The following is a 16,013-nucleotide window of genomic DNA, read 5'->3' on the forward strand; positions in this document are numbered from 1 at the left end:
ATGGAATCGGTATGCGGAAAAAGATTGTATGAGTTGCTAATGAGTTTTTTATTAAAACACCGCCTCATTCGTCCGGCTCATATTTTGAACTTCTATAATAATTTTCTCAAAGAGATTAATAATCTGCTCGGATAAGGTTCTGGCTTCTAAGGCTGCCTGAATCGCACCGGACTGATCCTTGCTCTTAATAGAATCAATGACTGAATCTCCCTTGTGGTGGATATCGTGATGATACGAATCAATATCATCCCACATGCGGGACAGCCGCTGTGCTGCTGGCCTTACCGCAAAATAGAAGTGCCCAAATCCGCATTTGTGTTCGTCTGTTTGAATCGGCGAAAGCTGCATGGAGGAAGCCATTTCGGATACCGTATCCACCCATTGTGTGTGTGCCTGAATAGCATCCCGAATGGTATGAATGAAATCCTCGTTGGAAAGCGGATATTGCCCGCTGTTCACCAGCTTGCCGGAGTCCATCGCAAGATTCGTAATTTCTCCCTCAATAGCCTGTACAGAAGCAGAAATTTCATTGATGGAATGACTAATAACATCTAACTCCGCAGCAGAGTCCGCCATTTCCTGTAAATCGGAATTGATCATCTCCAGTGCGGAAGAGGACTCCTGCAGGGCCGCGTTTACCTGTTCACCGGAAGCTGCTGCTCCGGAGATACTATCGGTGATATGTTCTACGGAATCAGAATTTCTTTGCATCATCGCCGTTACAGATTCCACGCCTTTACCCACATTGCTAATGGAAGAAATGGCGTGTTCCACACTGGCCTTGCTCTCATTCAGTGCTCCCTGCATGGTATGGAGGAGCTCGTCGATACTGACAGTAAGTGCCCTGGTGGATTCGGACAGGGTACTGATTTCTCCTGCCACCACACTGAATCCCTTACCGGCTTCTCCTGCACGGGCCGCCTCAATAGACGCATTCAAAGACAAAAGCTTTGTTTGGGAAGAAATCTGATTAATTCCAAGGATTACCTGACTAATTTTAGATACGACCTCAGAAAGTTCTCCCATGCTGTGCTGCATGTGTTCTGAAAAAGCAATCATCTCCTGATTTTCCATACTGATGTCCTGTAAAAGCCGATTGCTTTCCATGGTATTCTTATTCAGGCTCTCAGCCTCCTTGGCAATCTGCTGCAAGGAAGAAGCAAGCGTTTCATTTGCGCTCACCACCTCTGTCATAGAAGACGATATTTCTTCTGTTGCCGTGGCAGACTCGGAAGATTTCGCGCTCAATCCGCCGGAGGAAGCCTTAATCTGATTTCCAAAAAAGGAAAGCTTTAAATCAAAACTGCTGACTAACGTCGCTGCGTGAAATATATGCTTAAAAATCTCAACAATTTTTCCTTTTCCTTCGTCCACCCTATTATTTTTTTCTGCATTTTTAGCCTCTTTACTACGAAACATGGGCATAACTCCTTTCCCATCGTCCTAAAAATTTATCGACAAATTCTGACATATTTGATAGTTTCCATTATAGGGGAACCCCTTTTATTTGTCAATCTGATGAAATCAGCTTATTACAGGCGTTCATAAGTTTAGAACCTTTTGACAGGCAAAAAAAGAGAGCACTGCTCCCTTTATCTTGTTTGCAGTACTCTCATTTTTCATATAATAAATTTTTAAATTAAAGGGTCATAGCCAAATCCAACGGAATATACGTGGTTCCGTTCTTTTCTACAGGGGCAAAAGTCAATTTCACCTCTGAAGCTTTTCCTGCTTTTGTAACATTACAAGTATCACTGCCTATAGTAAAGCTGTAAGTAGAAGAACCGTTTGTCAGAACGATTGGATCCTTACTTCCCGTCCACTTGATGTTGTATCCCTTTGCAGTGGCAGCATCACGAAGTGCTATTTCCGGAACAAAAGGTCCACCAAGCTTTTCAGCTGTACGGCCAAATCGATCCATTACAAAGAATAACAGGTTATCATATAAGTGGTCTGCATCCTTACAGGCTTTTTCTGCAATCTGCATATGTAAATCCGTCACATATTTTTCTGCCTTTGCAGGATCCTCAGCATACAGCTTTATCATTTTCTGCTCTGCAGATTTCATATCATTGTACAGATTTTCTTCATAGAAGTTCCAATAATCCTTTACGCCCTGTCCGTAGAAACTTCTGTTCTGCTCTGCCAGCGTACAGATTCGCTTAAACTTCCAGTATGCGCCGTTTGGATCGTAATCTTCGCCATCTACCTTATACGCTTTGTACGTGTCTGTAATACCGCTGAAATTTGGCAGGAACACGGAATGCTCGGCATTACCGAAAGCAAGCCACTGCAGTGCGGAAATTTCCTTTGGATAATTGTCCTTCACCTGAATAACGTGTATCTGAGATTGTCTCTCTACTCCGATTACTCTCAAAGCTTCGTTGCCCGGAAGAGATGCGTCATATTTCGTTCCTTCATATCGGTTGCGAAGTACGTCCATAACCTCCAGTGCGGAAACCTTTTTAGCCGGATCATAGAATAACGGATATAATGTATCCGTCTTGTACTCCCCTACTGTTGCCGGTGCAAGAAGCTTGTGCCCCATCCATGTACGCATGTTGGAATAGTCTTCTCTCGGCTCACCGAAGGTCGCTGCCAAATGTACTTTTCCGTCTACGAGCTTCGTCCATTTGTTTTCATCGGCTGTCTTAAATAAATCCTTCTGATACATAAAGTTTTCCGTATCAGCCGGATCAACGGTACCAATCATGAACTGATTGCCAAAAACAGCAACCTTATCCGCAGGCATTTTCTGAGCAGCCCATAGGTGTCCGCTGTACACTTCAAAGATCCATGCTTCCTTCTGGTCGGCTAACATGATAATATTGCCTTCCTCTGAACCATATTTCTCAATAATACTTGCCAGCTTTTCCACACCTTCTTTAGGGGTTTTGCAGGTCGCTGCAACGATACCTGTCAGAACGGCTTCTCTCAGACCGCCTTCAACGAAAGGATCCACCTTTTCAACTTCAGCACTAGGAGAAGCTGAAACCGTACCGGTCAAACTTAATCCATATTCGTTGGTACAAGCCCCCATATAAGGTCCGTCTCCCTCTCCCGGTGTATCCGGAACCATGGTGTACTTGTAAGTCGTTGCCGGTAATGGATAAGAAAATCCCTGAACATCATCGATGGTACGTCCAGGTACATTTTCGACCCGATCTACCACAAGAAACATTTTGTTGTAAGCACCGGTACCCTGATCCTCGCTTCGAGCCAGAATCGTACTGCCGTCCGCACTTACATTTTTACCAACGTATACTGCTGTGCATGCAAATGCACTGGTCGTGCCAAGCAGCAGAGTCACTGCCATAGCTAAGGCTAAAACTCTAAATCTTTTCATCTTTCCTCTCCTCTTCAAGTTGATACACTGATATAAATTATTGGGTATAGTTACATTTTACATTTTAAGTAAAATTGAGTCAAAGTATTCCATATAAAATGCCTAAATTGTATGAAAAAAAGAGCAATTCTGTATATTTTCTTGCTCCTTATAAAGAAAAACAACTGCTTAAATAGCAGTTGTTCGTGTTACCACTTTATCTCATTACCATAAAGGTTATATAGATTCGATCCTTGCGGGTATTTCCGCCGATGTCCTTCAGAACAACCTTTCCTTTTCCTCTCCACACAATTTTGTCCCCTTCGCGTACCAGCTTTTCGTTTTTGGCGGTCTGCAAATTGTTTACAAACACGCTCCCGCTTTTTATGGCTTCTGCTGCATTGCTTCTTGACATTCCAAAAGCAGCCGCCACCACATTATCCAGCCTTAAGGAAGCGACCGTTCCACTTTTTTCAGACACCTGACCTTCCGGAAGGATCAACTGATCCAGTTCCTCTGCGGTAAGTTCTAAATAAGTCCGACCGGCCTTGCCATAATTGGCTAAAAGAAAATCGTGCATTTCCCTGAGAATGAGAATATCCGCCCCATCCTTGGATACGAGAATATCCCCTATGGCGTCCCGCTTTATGCCAAGCCCCGTCAGAGAGCCCAGATAATCTCTGTGGGACAGGGGTTTATACCCGTTATGTCTTGCCCGGATCAAAGCCAGCGGGCTCTCTTCTTTATTTTTTAGAAAGTATTCGTGAAGATCCTTTTCGGTGGCTGCTTCAATATAGTCCGGTATAAAAACAGCAATTCTGCGTTCCGCATCGGGATACCCCCCATAAAAAAAGCCTTTTGCTCCGGGATTTTTCGTTACGGTATTCTTGCAGAGGGTCTGTTGTCTCATATCTAAAAATCCCGTGTTGGTTATCATGTAGTTTTCCTGGCATTGATCGGCCTTATCCTCTGCCATGGCAATTATCAATTTGTCTTCGTTCATATGTTTCCCAATATCTGCTCTTTCATAAAAATTGTTTACATTATTCCTTCTGTGGTACAATGATTATATATACTAACGAAAGGAAGGAATAATATGGAATATACTTTTTCCCCCCGTGGGGTCTGTTCTCGAGGTCTGTCTTTTGAAATTGAAGAGGACAAGGTTAAAAATGTATGCTTCAACGGCGGCTGTAACGGCAACCTGCAAGGTATTGCCTCTCTAGTGGAAGGAATGCCTGTTGAACAGGTTATCGATAAACTGTCCGGTATAAAGTGCGGATACAAAAATACATCCTGCCCTGACCAGTTGGCTCAGGCTCTTCATCAACTTTCAGAAGCTAAAGAATAATAATGATTCATTTCATCCTCAGGTACCATACTTCCGCCGGTCGCCCACAAAATGTGAGTGGCCGTTTTTATTTTATCCGTTAATCGGTATTGTTCCAAGTATGCTTGATTTTGCATGACTCGTGCAATCGTATCAAATGTGGCACAAGCAGACGGCTCAATATAAATACCCTCCGTATCAGCTAAGAGCTTCAAATAGTCATACAGCTTGTAATCGTCTATAGTCGATATACCGTCTAACAGCGTTTCCATGGTTTTCCCTACCAGTCTGGACGCTCTGCCCACTGCGAGACCGTCCGCCGCCGTTTTTCCGTCCAGTCCGATATCCTCAACGGCGATTCCGTCGTGCAGGCCCGTTGCCATTCCCAGCACCATACAAGGAGCATGGGTTGGCTCAGCAAAAAAGCAATGAACGTTCTCCCCGAATACCTTTTTGATGCCGTATGTGACTCCTCCCGGAGCGCCTCCCACACCGCATGGGATATATATAAACAAAGGATGCTCGGAGTCTACCGGAACACTTAATTCGGTCAGCTGTCTTTCCAGCCTTCTTCCGGCGGTAGCATATCCCAGAAATAAATCCAGGGATCCCTCATCATCCACAAAATGGCATTTGGGATTTCCTGCGGCTTCTTTCCGTCCTTCTGCTACTGCCTTTTGATAGCTGTCCGGATATTCGATCACCCTTGCTCCCCTTGAACGGAGTAGATCCTTCTTCCACTGTCTGGCGTCTGCGGACATGTGAACCGTCACATCAAACCCAAGCTGTGCGCTCATAATTCCTATGGACAGTCCAAGGTTTCCTGTGGAGCCTACGGCTACGCTGTATCCGCTGAACAGTTTCCTGAACCTGTCTTCCGCTAAAATCTCATAATTATCCTGTTCATGAAGTGCTCCGGCCTCGGTCGCTACTTCTTCCGCAAATTTTAAAACTTCATGAATGCCTCCCCGGGCTTTGACCGATCCCGATACGGGTAAATGGCTGTCGCATTTTAATAACAGCTTGCCCGGATGAGTATAGCCCAGCATGTCCGATAAAGCCTTCTGCAGCTTGGGAACCTCTTTGAGGGGGGATTCAATCATCCCGTTGCTTTCCCGAGTCTCCGGAAAAACCTTTTTAATGTATGGGGCAAACCTCTGAAGCCGTGCTTCTGTTTCGTCAATGTCTTTTTGCGTAATCGTTTCGTCAAAAGTGTTTTCCATACCTCTCGGATTAATCCACAGGGTTTCTCGTGCATCTGCCAAGGCCTGCACCGTTTCATCCAACTTTCCCATTTCTTTTAACTTATTTAACATTGCAACCTCCCAAAATTTAGCATACAATTAAATAGAGTATTTATCTTTCGTAGTGCATACATTAAGTATAACATATCAAGGGGGATAAAATGGGTGCATTTTTATTTAAAACCTTTATAAAGGATTATGAAAATACAAATGATCCCGCCGTTCGGGAGAAATATGGTCTGCTGACTGGTGTTGTAGGGATTATTTCCAATGTCATATTATGCATTATGAAAGTTGTGATCGGTATTATTACAGGAAGCATTGCTATTATTGCAGATGGTATCAACAATCTGACCGATGCTTCTTCCTCTGCAATGACGCTGGTAGGCTTTAAGCTTGCCGCCAAGCCCGGAGATGAAGGTCATCCCTATGGACATGCCCGAATCGAATATCTTACAGGGCTTCTTATTTCTGTGGTCATCATTTTGCTCGGCTTTCAGCTGTTTAAAACTTCCTTTGATAAAGTACTGCATCCGGAACCGGTGCAGTTTAGCTATCTGACCTTAATCATTCTGGCTATCTCTATTGCGGTAAAAATATGGCAGTGCTTATTTTATATTTCCGCCGGAAAAAAAATCCATTCCCTGACGTTGACCGCAACGGGTACCGACAGCCGAAACGATGTGATTGCAACCAGTGCGGTACTGATCAGCATTATTATCGGCCGTATCACCGGAATTCAACTGGACGGCATCATGGGCTGCGTCGTTGCCGTATTTATTTTGTGGTCCGGCATTCAGCTTATTCGTGAGACTTCCAGCCCTTTACTGGGCGAAGCTCCCGATCCGGAACTGGTTCATGCCATCCTGAATTATGCCGAATCCTGCGAAGGGGTTATCGGAACCCACGATCTCATGGTGCACAACTATGGTCCCGGCAGAATTTTCGCCTCCATACATATCGAGGTGGATGCGGAACGGGATATTATGGAAAGCCATGATATGATAGACAATATCGAACGGGCCTTAAGCAAAAACCTTCGGATCAATCTGACGGTTCACATGGATCCGGTAAAGCTTAATGATCCTCTTACAGAAAAACTCCGCACCGTATTGGAACAGACGATTGAACCCTTGGACGGTGTATACAGCATCCACGATTTAAGATTGATTCCCGGTCCGACCCATACCAATATCATCTTCGATATGGTCACGGCACCGGACTCTGCTATAAAACAGTCCGAAATTCAGGCCATTATTGACAGCAAAATCAAAGAAATCGATCCCTCCTACTTTGTGCGCATTACCTTTGATACGGCTTATATAAGACCTTAACGATCCTGTTATCCTCCTGCTGATAGGACTTGTACCAAAAAATTGAAGTTCCCTGATTCGCAGGCAGGCTATCGGGTATATATTTGTTAAATAAACAGTAGACTTTTTTCATAGGGTGAAGTATAATCTAGGCAAATTATAGAATTCTATAGAAAAAAGAGAAAGAAAGGAACTGAGTGATATGAAAAAATATGTATGTGCAATTTGCGGCTATGAATATGATGGAGAAACCCCTTTTGAAGAACTTCCTGATGATTACGAATGCCCTGTTTGCGGTGTTGGTAAAGATCAGTTTGAGGAGCAGGACGCATGATCAAAGTATCAGACAACGTCTACAGCGTAGGGGTCATAGACAGGGACGTGCGAATGTTCCACGGATATTTTACGCCGATTGGAACCACCTATAACTCTTTCCTTGTCCTTGACGAAAAAGTAACGCTGATTGATTTTGTAAAAGAAAAGTTTACAGAAGAATTCTTAAAAAACATAGAAGAGGTTCTCCGAGGCCGAACAATCGATTATATTATCTGCAATCATGTTGAGCCGGATCATAGCGGAGCACTTCCGACAGTCACAGCGAAATATCCAAACGCCATGGTGTATGGTACGGCAAACTGCCAAAAAGAGCTGAAGGCCTATTACCCGAATGCCCAATATAATTTTACGGTAGTAAAATCAGGAGATACCTTAAACACCGGAAAATATCATTTTAGCTTTATTCCAATGCCAATGGTTCACTGGCCTGACAGCATGTCTACCTATTTGCAGGAAGCAAAGATCTTATTTTCCAATGATGCCTTTGGACAGCACACCGGCACAGGAGAGCTTTCTGATACAGACAAGGGATTAGAGCGGCTGTTGGATCGCGCCGGAGACTATTACGCAAATATTGTTCTGCCCTTCGGCATGCAGGTAACCAAATTAATCGAAGCGGTTTCCGCTTTTGATATTCAGATTATTTGTCCGTCTCACGGTGTCATCATAACCAAGTATATTTCTGAAATAGTGCAGAAATATATTTCATGGAGCAAAAATGAGACCGACGAAAAGCGGGTGCTGATTGTTTACGACACCATGTGGGGAACTACTGAAAAGCTGGCGGAAAAGCTTCAGAAGGAATATACGGATAAAGGTTTTCAGGTGGAAGCTGTCAACTTGACCAAACAGCATTATTCGTACGCTATGTCCAGAGCGTTGGAAGCCAAATATATATTTGTCGGCTCGCCTACATTAAACAACACCATGCTGCCTTCCGTCATGGCCTTCCTTACCTATATGAAGGGCTTAAAACCAAAGGGAAGGATCGGAAAAGCTTTTGGTTCCTATGGCTGGAGCGGCGAATCTATAAATCAGATCAACGATTTATTAGCATCCTGCGGTTTTGAAATGCAAGAGCCTTTAAAAGCGGTATGGAATATATAAACGACAGGTCGCTTCATATCGGATGTCATTTATCCTCTTCAAAAGGCTTTGAGCATATGGGAAAAGAGGCACTTTCCATCGGAGCAAATACCTTTCAGTTTTTTACACGGAATCCCAGAGGCGGGAAAGCCAAAGACATCGACCAAAAGGATGTACAGGCTTTTCTAAAGCTGGCGGAAGAAAATCACTTCGCCAAGCTGGTGGCTCATGCCCCTTATACGGTGAACCCCTGCTCTAAGGAGCCGAAGACCCGTGAATTTGCCCGTATGATTATAGAAGACGATCTGAATCGGCTGGAATATATTCCGGGGAACTATTATAACTTTCACCCCGGAAGCCATGTGGGGCAAGGGATGGAAATTGGCATTGAAATTATTTCCGACCTGCTGAATGATTTAATAAAACCGGATCAATCTACTATCGTTCTCTTGGAGACCATGTCCGGAAAAGGAAGTGAAGTCGGGAGCCGCTTTGAAGAATTAAAGGCTATTATCGATCGGATCCAAATAAAGGACAGGATTGGCGTATGTATGGATACCTGCCATATCAACGATGCCGGATATGACATCGTAAAAAATCTTGACGGGGTCTTATCTGAATTTGATGAAATCATCGGATTGGACAAGCTTTATGCTGTGCATATAAACGACAGCCTGAATCCGGTTTCTGCCCACAAAGACCGTCATGCCAAAATAGGCGAAGGGCATATAGGTCTTGAAGGCATCTGTCAGGTTATCAACCATCCTAAGCTTCGCCATTTACCCTTTATTTTGGAAACCCCTAATGATCTGAACGGTTATCAGAACGAAATTACCATGCTCAGAGAACGGTTTCTGGGATAATGATATTTTCTGCGTGAAAAAGATTCCCCAGCATAAGCTGGGGATTTTTCGTTTATCAAAAAAGCAGACAGAACCCATGTGTTCCTGTCTGCTTTACTTTTTACTTCATTACTGCTCTGCCGTAAGCTGATCGATAATCGAAACCAATTTTCCGATTTCCGGCTTGCTGATCTGCTCGTCCGCGCCTAATTGTTTTCCCTTTATGCGCATTTCCTCGCTTATTAAGGAGGAGAATAAAATCAGCGGGATCTTTTTGAGCGTTGAATCCTCTTTCACCAGCTTGGTCAATCTATGCCCATCCATCAGAGGCATTTCAATATCTGATACGATGCAGGCCACATGCTCTTTGATGGGATCTCCGGACTCTTTCGCTTCCTGCAAGTAATCCCAGGCTTCCTGCCCATTGTCTGTTTTAATGGTGTTTTTATATCCGGCTTTATGTAAGCACTCTATGATCATTTTGGAAAGAAGCATAGAATCTTCTGCCACCAGAATCGTTTTATCCATGGTATGACGCTCTCCCAGCTTTTCAATGCTCTCAACCTGTATGCTGGATTCCGGACTAATTTCGGCCACGATTTTCTCAAAATCCAATATGGTTATAAGACGGCCTTGATACTCTGCTATACCTGTAGCCGCACCATCCTGCCCTCCATAAACTGCTTTATCCGGCTTTTTGATTGCCGTCCATGAGATTCTGTCTATCCCCACAACAGTATGTACGTGGAAAGCAAAATCTAAATTATTAAAATGGGTGACAATAAAAATATCACGTCCCGAATTTTCACATTTGGGTAATCCCAGATATTTAGCAAGATCAATTACCGTAATGATTTCATCTCTCGGCTTAAATACCCCTTCTATAACATGGTGTGAATTAGGCATAGGCTTTACACTCTGTGCCACCATGATTTCACGTACTTTAGCGACATTTATTCCAAATATTTCATCTGCAACTGTAAATTCGATGATTTCAAGTTCATTGGTTCCTGACTCTAAAAGTATGCTGGTCTTACTGATATTTTCTGGAATTGCCATATCCATTCCTCCCATACAAAATCTACTTTTTTCGGTTTTACCGGAATAATATTGTAAAATATTACTTTATTATACAACATTAAAGGCTTCTTGCATAGACATCTTTTGGCTGCACCATAAGTTTTGCCTTTTCACTTACCAATTTTTCTTTTTCTGACCGGGTTAGTTTTTTTATGGCACATTCCCGTTTTAAAGCTTCCGATCGATCTTCATACTCTTCTGCATAAATCAGCTTTACCGGCCTTCTGCTTCTGGTGTATTTTGCCATGCTGGATTTCAGCTCCCCGTTATGTTCCTTTATTCTTTTCTCCAGGTTTACAGTCCATCCGGTGTAATAGGTTCCATCCCCGCATTCCAAAATATATACATAATTCGTTTTATTCATATGGCCTTTCTCACTTTTACTCTTTCTTGCGATCTTGTCTCTTCATCATATCACATCTCTTCTTTTCTGTCGCATAGCAATATCACTTTTAATTCGGAACCGGCATATTCTAAATCGGCTCAGAATATTGTAAAATCATGCAAAAATATGCTATTTTAAGCCATATTTTTTAATATTTACATAGACACTCATCAGATAATGTACTATACTGTAGGTAACTTGAAGTTTTTGTCCAAATTTGTTACTAAAATGCGTTTTATACGTTCTATACTACATAAAAATACAACATTGTGAGGTGTCCTTTATGGCAGAAAGTAGAGAAAAAAGTTTATCTGTAAAAATAGCTTCCGTCTCGGCTATTGCTTTAGCTGTTGTCTTTGGTCTTCTTATCGTAGCCACTACGGTTCTTAAGGCGACCGGTCTTATAAATTCCATTGGTTTTCTGATCGGCTTTTATCTGGTTGCTCTGATCCTTTTGGTTCTGATTATCTATAACGTAACCAAGCAAACCCTAAGGCCCCTGCACGATATCGTTTCGGCAGCAGAAAAGCTCTCCAAAGGAGAACTTAGTGCAGAGCTTGATACCAGCAGCAACGACGAAATAGGACAAGTATCCGCATGTTTTAATAAAACTGCGGCAACCATAAAAACATATATTACAGACATAAACTATTTACTGGCAGAAATGGCAGACTACAACTTTAATATAACAACTAAAAATGAAGAAATCTATGTTGGCGATTTCAAGAATACCCTAACTCTTCTGCAATCCATAAAAGGTAATATGCACGATACCATTTTGCAGATACAGAAATTCGGTGCGCAGGTTACTCTCGGAGCAAACCAGATTGCTTCCTCTTCCCAAACCCTTTCACGGGGAGCGGTAGATCAGGCCAGCAGTATTGAAGAGCTTTCTGCTACTATTTCTGAGATTTCTGAACAGGTCAAGCTGAACGCAAAAAATGCGTATGAAGCAGATCTTAAATCCAATGAAGCCGGTTCCGTCGTGGCGGAGAGCAATGCGCAGATGAAGGCGATGACATCGGCTATGAACGACATCACAGACAAATCAAACGAAATTGGTAAGATTATAAAGACCATTGAAGATATCGCATTTCAGACAAACATCTTGGCACTTAATGCCGCTGTGGAAGCAGCCAGAGCGGGTACTGCCGGAAAAGGGTTCGCCGTTGTAGCCGATGAAGTTCGGAATCTGGCGACTAAATCAGCGGAGGCCGCCAAGAATACTACCGCTTTAATCGAACAGACCGTTGCTGCTGTAGCCAATGGTTCAAAAATCGCTAACGATACAGCCGCCTCATTGGTTTCAGTTGTTGAAAAATCCGGCATAGCTGTTTCTCTGATCGCTGAAATTGCCAAAGCTTCCGAAGCACAATCTACTTCCATTGCACAGGTAAGCACCGGTGTTGACCAGATCTCTCAAGTGGTTCAAAACAACTCGGCTACCGCAGAAGAAGGGGCTGCTGCCAGTGAAGAATTAAACGCTCAGGCCGATTTGTTAAACAAATTGGTGGATAAATTTAAAATTGACGGGAATACTGCTCCGACCCAAAACAACACGGAAAAGCCACCTCTGGTGAATCTGAAACCACATACGCCGGGTCCACCTGTCCAGTCTCCAAAAAAGGGACTGACGGAATCCACATCCAAAGCTCTAAAAGATTCTCAATCGAAAGATAAAAAAGATAAAGCTGCGGATCCATCAGAAGGTGCAGAACACAAGATCACACCTCAAATGAAATCGGCATCTGTAAAAGAGGAACCGGCACAACCTCCGAGGCGTGAAATAAAAAAAGAACCGAAAACAGAAAAAAAATCAGAAATCAGAACCGAGGCAGAATCCGCTTTCAAGCCAATTGTGGAAAGTCCGAAGTTTGAATCCAAACAGCCAGAACACGCTACAGTCCCAAAAGCAAGTACTCCAGCAGGTACTGCCATTAATGACTATAGTGATAAATATTAAAAACCAAAAAGTAAAAGGGAGGTTCCAATCACGGAGCTTCCCTTTTACTTTTTGGTTTTATTTCATTCTCATTTATTTTATTCACACATTTATTTACAGTAACACACTAAATAGGGTAAAAACTTATTTTCTATATTCCTTTTCTACATACGGACTGGTAGCAGTCTTTAGCATACCGCCATAGCCAAGTTCAAAGCTTACGATATCTCCCACCTTATACTCCGTATCTGACTTTGTCACATCCAATATGGTATGATCCGAGCTTCCGCCTAAAATATCGATCTTTTCATCTATCGGCGTCATACTGTCCAAATCCGTATCCTGTTTTCCGATTCCGATTATAGCTCTCTTTATGATTCCTCTGTCTTCATAATACGGTTTTTGTCCGAACGCATCCACACCCACCTCGCCGATTGGTAAAGATGGTTTCTTTTGCAATTCAACAATCTGCGCTTCTAAGGTCAGCGTATCGCCTGTTGTTCCCGGCAGCTTGGCGCCATACGCCGTATCATTTCCCAGAAGGAAAGCTTCCCCTAATCTTAGGTTATTAATGCCCTTTGGCAGTTCTCCTTTTCCGATTAAATAAATGGAGCTGGAGTTGCCGCCGGATACCATATGCAAATGAGTGGAATAGGTCTTTTCTATTTTTTCGGCTAATCCTGCAAGAATAGATAGATTATCGTTTTTAGGGATAATAGCGCCGTAGCAGGTCAGATTTACCCCAATTCCATAGAATTCCACATTAGACATTTTCAAAATTTCCTCAATCGTATTAAAGATCAAGGCTTCTTCTTTATAAAAAAGCCCTTCTCTTAAATCGCCTAAGTCAATCATCAGCAAAACCTTATGCAGCTTTTTCTGCCTGGCTGCTTCCTCATTCAGCAAACGAATGGTGGAAATCTCGGAATTAAAGCTCAAATCTACATATTTTACGACCTCTTCAATCTCGCTGTGCATCGGAAGCCTTAAAAGAACTGTCTTTTTACCGTTCTTCCTGGCAAGATCCGCGTAAGTAGCGATATTTTTTACTCTGGAGTCTGCCATGAAGTCTACAGATTTATGCTCTGCAACCAGCTTGACCATTTGCGGATCGGCGCACAGGCCTTTTGTGACAATCATCAAGGAACAGTTTCCATCCTCTTTTGTAATTTTAGCTACCGCATCGAGATTGCTGTTTAATTTTTTCAAATCAATGATCAGTTTAGGATACATTTTCTCTCTCCTTTATAACTCTTTAAAATAGTACAGGCCTCTATACCCTAGCAGTTTTTACGATTTGGACAGTGCGGTCTGGTGCAATGTCTGCAGTCATGGTTACAATCTCCCATATCCTGCTTTTGTCCGGCCCATTTTCCCTGAACGCCGTCTCCATTTCTGAGTCCTTTTTTGTCATCCTTTACAGAATCCGACGCAGCACTGTTCTTACGCTTGTTTGCTCCGCCTATAGGCTCTTCCTCTTTGTATGCGCTCATATCATAGCCAAGAGCTTCACTTTCTTCAATATGTTTCTTGTATTCTTCTTCCTTCTTTTTGGCTTCTTCAGTAACCTTATTCAGTTCATCAATATATTTCGCCTGATACGAGGTCTCTTTTTTTTCAGGGAATTTAAAATTCAAGGTCTTTTCAAGCAAGCGAATGGCTGCTTCTCTATATCTCTTGGACAGAACGCCCAAGGACGCCATGATATATTCATTGTCTACCAGAATTTCCGCATGTTCGCTGGGGAACAGAAGCATACCGGTATCATTATGCTTCGCGATTTCCTGCATGAGCTCTACCCGGTGAGGCAGCCTTGTAAGGGCTCCGCCGGTTCCTACGATGTATTTGACCTGTGTCAGATCTTTTCCTTCTGCTACAGAGCTTCTTCCCGTCGGTCCGTAAATGTATCTTATTTTTCCCGCATGACGCTCCACAGCTTTTAAAACAGCTTCTTTTGTAAGCCGCTCTACCAGCTTGACTTCGTCCTCGTTCTTCGGGATGGCTACATATGTCTCCAAGGTCTTATCCAGGTCTATGCCCATTTTTTCACACTCTTCCCGGAGCTTTTCTTCGCCAATCGACTCAATTACTTTCATTCTGTTGACATAGACGCCCAGATCTCCCTCTACGGTTCTCTTTGCTTTCGGTTCCGGCGAGATCATAATACGCGCGATCTGATCGGATTCGGTTGCAACGGAATGAAGATCTGTAGTCGCTCCGCCTACATCCAGCACAATTAAATCCCCTATACATTCATAAAGAAGTTTTGTACATTCCATGACCGCACCCGGAGTCGGGATGATCGGGCCGCTTACCATATCCCGTACATGCTCCATGCCCGGTGCATTCGTGATATGCTCCTCGAAAGCATCCTGTATCACCTTCCGGCACGGCTCCACATTCAGGTCATCAATCTTAGGATATACATTCTCCACATTGTAAAGCTTCATCCCGCTTTCTTCATCAAAAATCAGCTTCATTTCCTCCTGATTTTCACAGTTGCCCGCATAGATGACCGGTGTTTTCAGCCCCATAGAGCGGATCATTTCCGCATTATCAATCGCAGTATCCCGTTCACCGTAATCCACACCGCCTGCTATGAGGATTAAATTAGGATTGATTTCTTTTATCTTTGCAAGGTCTGTTCTGCGAAGCTTTCCTGCCGTAACGTAGTGGATAATGCCTCCTGCTCCCAGTGCCGCTTCTTTGGCTGCCTTTGCCGTCATGTCGTAAACTAACCCGTGAACTGTCATTTTCAAACCGCCGGCAGCTGATGAAGTAGCCAGCATTTCGTCATACTCCAGACTATCGATATTCATTTTTTTGCACAAATCGTCAATGGCTCCCTGAAGACCGATCCTTACATCTCCGTCCAAAACGGAAGTGGGTGCCTGCCCCTGTGCCCAAAATACAGGAGTATCTGTTTTAATATCATTAAATGCGTTTACTACCGTAGTAGTCGACCCTATTTCAGCTACTAAAATATCAACCTTCATATTGTTCTCCTTTTATATCCCTCTCTTAGCGCAATTCTTATCACAATATGAAATAAGGGCGGGCTTTCATTACGGCCCGCCCTTGGTTTTGTTGAAGCCCTGCTCACATCTATGATGTGGCCGCAGGTCTCATA

The 16,013-nt window shown here is 43.2% G+C and carries 14 protein-coding genes; 6 read left to right on the top strand and 8 right to left on the bottom strand.

Features of this window, described 5'->3' with window-relative positions:
* Positions 1–51 precede the first annotated feature (51 nt).
* From EQM06_RS12510 to EQM06_RS12520, 3 genes are all read right to left on the bottom strand, one after another.
* On the bottom strand, positions 52–1,419 hold the full coding sequence (locus EQM06_RS12510) for a methyl-accepting chemotaxis protein (protein WP_164914459.1): 1,368 nt from the start codon (positions 1,417–1,419) through the stop codon (positions 52–54).
* A 220-nt stretch (positions 1,420–1,639) separates the two neighbouring features.
* On the bottom strand, positions 1,640–3,346 hold the full coding sequence (locus tag EQM06_RS12515) for a C69 family dipeptidase (protein WP_128746685.1): 1,707 nt from the start codon (positions 3,344–3,346) through the stop codon (positions 1,640–1,642).
* 196 nt (positions 3,347–3,542) lie between these two features.
* Positions 3,543–4,328, bottom strand: coding sequence for a YlmH family RNA-binding protein (locus EQM06_RS12520; protein ID WP_128746686.1), 786 nt, complete (start codon positions 4,326–4,328; stop codon positions 3,543–3,545).
* A 93-nt stretch (positions 4,329–4,421) separates the two neighbouring features.
* On the opposite strand from EQM06_RS12520, the gene EQM06_RS12525 reads away from it, so the two are divergent.
* Entirely contained in the window at positions 4,422–4,676 is a 255-nt protein-coding gene (locus tag EQM06_RS12525) for a TIGR03905 family TSCPD domain-containing protein (protein WP_128746687.1), read from the top strand.
* Here EQM06_RS12525 and EQM06_RS12530 read toward each other — a convergent pair.
* Complete coding sequence (locus EQM06_RS12530; RefSeq protein ID WP_128746688.1) at positions 4,652–5,971, bottom strand: D-serine ammonia-lyase; 1,320 nt, start codon at positions 5,969–5,971, stop codon at positions 4,652–4,654. The genes EQM06_RS12525 and EQM06_RS12530 overlap by 25 nt on opposite strands.
* A gap of 89 nt (positions 5,972–6,060) precedes the next feature.
* Here EQM06_RS12530 and EQM06_RS12535 point away from each other — a divergent pair, with 89 nt between their 5' ends.
* The 4 genes from EQM06_RS12535 (at position 6,061) to EQM06_RS12550 (ending at position 9,497) form a co-directional block, all read left to right on the top strand.
* Positions 6,061–7,233: a cation diffusion facilitator family transporter gene (locus tag EQM06_RS12535; RefSeq protein ID WP_128746689.1), complete on the top strand. Its 1,173-nt coding sequence runs from the start codon at positions 6,061–6,063 to the stop codon at positions 7,231–7,233.
* 181 nt (positions 7,234–7,414) lie between these two features.
* On the top strand, positions 7,415–7,546 hold the full coding sequence (locus EQM06_RS12540; RefSeq protein ID WP_128746690.1) for a rubredoxin: 132 nt from the start codon (positions 7,415–7,417) through the stop codon (positions 7,544–7,546).
* The gene (locus tag EQM06_RS12545; protein WP_128746691.1) at positions 7,543–8,655 is read left to right on the top strand and encodes an FprA family A-type flavoprotein; all 1,113 of its coding nucleotides are present in this window, start codon (positions 7,543–7,545) and stop codon (positions 8,653–8,655) included. The genes EQM06_RS12540 and EQM06_RS12545 overlap by 4 nt, the downstream gene beginning before the upstream one ends.
* Positions 8,643–9,497 carry a deoxyribonuclease IV gene (locus EQM06_RS12550; protein WP_128746692.1) on the top strand — a complete coding sequence of 285 codons (855 nt, stop codon included), beginning with the start codon at positions 8,643–8,645 and terminating at the stop codon, positions 9,495–9,497. Before EQM06_RS12545 ends, EQM06_RS12550 begins: the two co-directional genes overlap by 13 nt.
* Positions 9,498–9,605: 108 nt before the next feature.
* Here the strand turns inward: EQM06_RS12550 and EQM06_RS12555 are convergent, their stop codons facing one another.
* Positions 9,606–10,535: a chemotaxis protein gene (locus tag EQM06_RS12555; protein ID WP_205666560.1), complete on the bottom strand. Its 930-nt coding sequence runs from the start codon at positions 10,533–10,535 to the stop codon at positions 9,606–9,608.
* Between the two features lie 79 nt (positions 10,536–10,614).
* Complete coding sequence (locus EQM06_RS12560; protein ID WP_128746693.1) at positions 10,615–10,920, bottom strand: GIY-YIG nuclease family protein; 306 nt, start codon at positions 10,918–10,920, stop codon at positions 10,615–10,617.
* 304 nt (positions 10,921–11,224) lie between these two features.
* Here EQM06_RS12560 and EQM06_RS12565 point away from each other — a divergent pair, with 304 nt between their 5' ends.
* The gene (locus tag EQM06_RS12565) at positions 11,225–12,904 is read left to right on the top strand and encodes a methyl-accepting chemotaxis protein (protein ID WP_128746694.1); all 1,680 of its coding nucleotides are present in this window, start codon (positions 11,225–11,227) and stop codon (positions 12,902–12,904) included.
* Positions 12,905–13,027: 123 nt separating this feature from the next.
* Here EQM06_RS12565 and orr read toward each other — a convergent pair whose 3' ends face one another.
* Together orr and EQM06_RS12575 are read right to left on the bottom strand one after the other, a co-directional pair.
* Positions 13,028–14,116: an ornithine racemase Orr gene (gene orr / locus EQM06_RS12570; RefSeq protein WP_128746695.1), complete on the bottom strand. Its 1,089-nt coding sequence runs from the start codon at positions 14,114–14,116 to the stop codon at positions 13,028–13,030.
* Between the two features lie 47 nt (positions 14,117–14,163).
* Entirely contained in the window at positions 14,164–15,879 is a 1,716-nt protein-coding gene (locus EQM06_RS12575) for a GlmL-related ornithine degradation protein (protein WP_330548340.1), read from the bottom strand.
* Positions 15,880–16,013: the final 134 nt, after the last annotated feature.

Source organism: Aminipila luticellarii, assembly GCF_004103735.1.
In the GTDB taxonomy this organism is placed as follows: Bacteria; Bacillota; Clostridia; order Peptostreptococcales; family Anaerovoracaceae; genus Aminipila; species Aminipila luticellarii.